Origin of the sequence: Campylobacter concisus (assembly GCF_015229965.1) — a bacterium.
Taxonomy (GTDB): Bacteria; Campylobacterota; Campylobacteria; order Campylobacterales; family Campylobacteraceae; genus Campylobacter_A; species Campylobacter_A concisus_BD.
Genome location: NZ_JAAKZB010000042.1, coordinates 1 through 4,310 on the forward strand (window position 1 = coordinate 1; position 4,310 = coordinate 4,310).

A 4,310-nucleotide genomic window follows, 5' to 3' on the forward strand; every position below is an offset into this window, starting at 1 on the left:
CCGCCAGCGTTCACTCTGAGCCAGGATCAAACTCTCCATATTAACCTTCTTTAGCGTAAAGCAAAGCTTTACTAAGAAGCAACACTAAAGACTAAGATTGCTAATGCAATCTAGTAATAATGTTTTTTACTAAAATTGCTTTTAGTATTTATTATGAAGTTTTTAATCAAAAAACTTTTAATTTTTATATTAGTTTGTCTAATCTATTATTTAATCATAATAGACTGGCTCAATCGATCACTTGTTTAGATTTCAAAGATTGACTAATAGTTTAACAATTGTAAGTTAAAAGAACAACGATAAGAAAAAGGCTTTATTAACATTGAAGTTAAAGGTGGTTTCTCGTTTCGTGAGCTGGAATTATATATGAGGGATGCTTAAAGATAGTTGAAATAATTGCAAAATATTTTATAAATTTGAATTTTATTTTTTAGGTAGAAATTCGGAGAGCTTCCTTGCCCTCCGTCTGTTTTATTGCTAGCACTCTGATAGCAAATTTACATCTATAATTACATAGGCTGTGTTACTTCATCCTTGATCTCTACAGTAACAGTTGTTCCGCTAGTATCATTTGTATATGCGGTATAGCCGTCAGTTGATGCACCCTTTTGCCAACCAGTATCTTTAAATTCTACTTTATCTCCAGCATCAGCTGTTATTTTTAGAGTATTATCACCATCTGTTAAGCTTATAACATCACTTAGTTTTACGCTTAAAGTAGTATTTTGGCTCTTGTTAGAGATATTAATCTCCTCAAAGTTATGTGCATGATCTGCGATGCTATCTAAATTTATAGATGTTCCTGGATTAGTGATAGCTAATTTGTCATAACCAGTGCCACCATCTATATCATTACCTTGCATATCTGACTTTGCAATCGTTAATGAGTCATCGCCTGCGCCTAACTTTATATTAGAGTAGTGGATATAGTTACCAACTTTGATGGTGTCGTTTCCACTTCCAGTTTCTACAGTACTATGATCTATATTTGTTCCAACTGTTAATGTATTGTTGCCATCACCTAAATTTACATTAGAGCGATTTGTTATATATCCATCGACTTTGACGTTGTCATAACCATCTCCAGCGATTACTGATGCTCTATCGATATTTGTCTCTACTTTTAAGATATTATCCCCATCTCCTAAATTTAGTTTTGAGTCTTCTACCATGTCACCCCAAACACCGCCGCTCTTATGCACCGTTACTATATCGTCACCATCACCTAGTTTCACATCTGCTCTATGAGTGAATGTTTTAACATCTAGCTCTACTGCTTTACCTTGTGCTTCTATATTAACAGCGCTTGCGCTTTTTGGATTGTCATCAAGTAACAAGCCTGTTCTATTTGTGCCATAAATAGCGCTAGCATTTATATGAGTAGGTGCATCACTAAAGTCAAAGACTATCTCATCTTTGCCTGTTGATCCTTTGTTTCCAGCAGCGTCTGTTAGATATGCCCAAGCTTCAAAAACTTTACCATCAGAATCCTTGCCAAAAGGAATATGTTCCCATGTTCCTTGAATCATATTTTGTTTTACAAAGCCTACATAGCCTTTTGCTATATCTTCGGCTTTTATAGTATAAGTTAGCTCACCAGTAGCACCTGGTCCACCCCACATATAGTGCATAACGTCACCAGCTTTAACCGTGCCGTCGTTTGGAAGATATGCTTTCCAAGCTATACGTCCTGCGTGTTCAGGATTTAAATTCTCACTCCAGCTAAATTTACCATCATTATTGAGATCATCTATCCATTCGACTTTTAAATTTGTCACTTTCGTATCAACAGTTATGGTTACTGGATCAGCCTCGGCTGTGTTGCCAGCTTTGTCAGTAGTTTTTACCTTCAGCTCATGCTCGCCCTCGCTAAGTGGAGTGCTCACTTCAAATTTCCAAGAGCCGCCCGCTTTTGCCTCTACTTGACCGATCTTGTTTGTACCATCAAAGATCTCTACAGTTGAGCCAGCCTCTGCCTTGCCTGATAGAGTTGGTGTGTTGTCGTTTGTTAGACCTTTTAGTGTTTTGCCTTCAACTGTCACATCATTGCCCTTAACATTGCCATTTACAACGCCGCCCGTAACATCATCTGTAACGCTATCAAGCGTAACCTTAGTACTTGTATCTACTGTTATAGTAGCTGGGTCAGAGGCCTTGATCGCATTTGTGGCTGGAGATGAGGCTGTGATATTGTGAGCGCCTTCACCAAGTGGAGTGGCCGGAGTGATAGACCAGTTGCCAAATTTATCAGTTGTTGTGCTACCTATCTTAGTCGTGCCATCGTATAGCTCTACTACTGAGTTAGGGTCTGCCTTGCCGTTAAATGTCGGAGTGCTGTCGTTTGTTAGCCCTTTTTTAGTTACGCCATTTACTACTACGTCGTTATCTTTGATATTGCCATGATCTATACCGCCTGCAACGTCGTCGATCACCTCTGTGATAGTTACAACATTTACATTCGCTAAGAATGCAAAACTTAAATTGCTTCCACTATCGTTACCATTTAGATTAAGGTGGTCTGTGATAGTAGCATCAACACCAGTTGCATGTACATAATCTGACTTCACAACGCCATTTTCATACATATTATATAGTGGCACGCCAGCTATTTCGATAGCATTGTTATTTAGCGCTGGGATGCCTGCATGTGTGACATTGCCAGCTGCATCGACCTCGTCAAAAGTCACGGTGCCATCAGCCGCTTTGTGAATGATAAATGCCTTAACAAATGTTGGCTCTGGGTTATTTGCTGGGTATTGTTTTACACCAGTGTCGGCATAAATTTTGTTGTAGTCAGTTACAGCAACTGTTAGTTTATCGCCGTCTGAGAACACTTTTGGCAATGTTATGCGAGCTGTAGTGTGGCTGATATCGCCGTCTTTTATAGCATCAGCTACGCTTATACCAGCATTTAGTGCGCCTGAGCCACTTCCTGAAACACTTGGATCATAAATTTTATTGCCTTCTATAAATTCAACCTTTGGAGCCTCCATGCTATCTCTAAATATCCATGTATCTCCACTAGATTTATCTGCATAGTCATCACCTTTTACGGTCACTTCTATACCACGTGAGTGCGTAAGATTATAGGTAGTTGTTGGCATATCGTGGATATCTATACCGAATTTCTCGCCAGCACCATTTGTAGATGTAAGACCTGATTTGATAACTGTCTTATCATCAGCTGAAGTGATCTGATCAACCGTCATAGAGCCATCAGCTGCTTTATGAACTAAGAAATATTTATAAGCAGTCGTATCTATGCCGCCTATTGCAGCTAAAGATGCTGCATCTGGTCCATATCCATATTTTACAGTTACTACATCGCCATCTTGAACATTCTCAGGTAGTGAGATGCGTGCTGTGGTGTGGTTGATATCGCCATCTAGCATAGCTGTATTTCTATTTTGATTTGTTATTTGATCTGATTTTTCATTTAGAACATTACCATGCTCATCAAGCTCAACAAATTTAACTTCAGCCTTACCAACATTTTCAAATTTAACACTCGAAGTAGCTTTAAGGGTTGTGCCTTCTAGCTCAGCTGTGATACTAGCTGCATTTCCGAGGGCTGTTTGGTAGTGGTTATAGTTATAGCCAACCTTTATGCCATTATCGCCGTCAAATACATTGTTGCCTTTTGTATCTATAACGCTTGTAACGTTGCCACTAGCATCTTTATGAACTGTGTAATAGTCATTTATGCCAGTGCCTATAACGTGGATCTTGCTGCCGTCCTTTGCAAGGTTTGGTATGCTGATGGTTGCAGTAGCTTTTGCGCCATCCTCAGCATAGTTCTCGCCTCTTGTGATAGTACCGTTGCCATCTGCGTCATCATTAAATTTGATAGTAAATTTATCTGGAGCAGTAGTCTCGCCTGTGGCTGTGTTGCCAGCGCTATCAGTAGCCTTTGCGGTCACTGGAGTGTTGTCTTTTGTCGCATCGTCGCTGATAGTGACCTTGCCACTATTTGGATCAAGTTTAAAAGCGCCTGTTGGAGCTGTCGTCTTGCCAGGAGTATTCCACAACCCAGCCAACACTTGAGTTTTTGACCACGGTTATAGTTTGTGAGTTGCCGTTATTATCTGTGTATGAAATTTCAACCTTTGTCGCGTCATTGTCGTGAGGCACTACATCAACTGTGCCGTCAGCTTTTGGAGTGAGATCTACCTGCGGCGGCACAACGTCTGATACTGGAGTAGTAACTGGTGTACCATTGCCTGCATCATCTTTTGGAGTAACTTTTACCTCAGTACCTGGTTTTAATGGTTCATTATTTGGTGTAGGAACAGAGAATGTACCATCAGGAT

2 protein-coding genes are annotated in these 4,310 nt (G+C 39.9%); both read right to left on the reverse strand.

Annotated features, from left to right (window positions below; all coding sequences use genetic code 11):
* Nucleotides 1-509 precede the first annotated feature (509 nt).
* Nucleotides 510-4,037 (reverse strand): Ig-like domain-containing protein, encoded by a 3,528-nt coding sequence (locus G6W43_RS10420; RefSeq protein WP_194169757.1) that lies wholly within the window; start codon nucleotides 4,035-4,037, stop codon nucleotides 510-512.
* A partial coding sequence (locus tag G6W43_RS10425; protein WP_196779776.1) for a hypothetical protein occupies nucleotides 3,982-4,310 on the reverse strand: 329 nt, incomplete at its 5' end. The genes G6W43_RS10425 and G6W43_RS10420, both read right to left, overlap by 56 nt.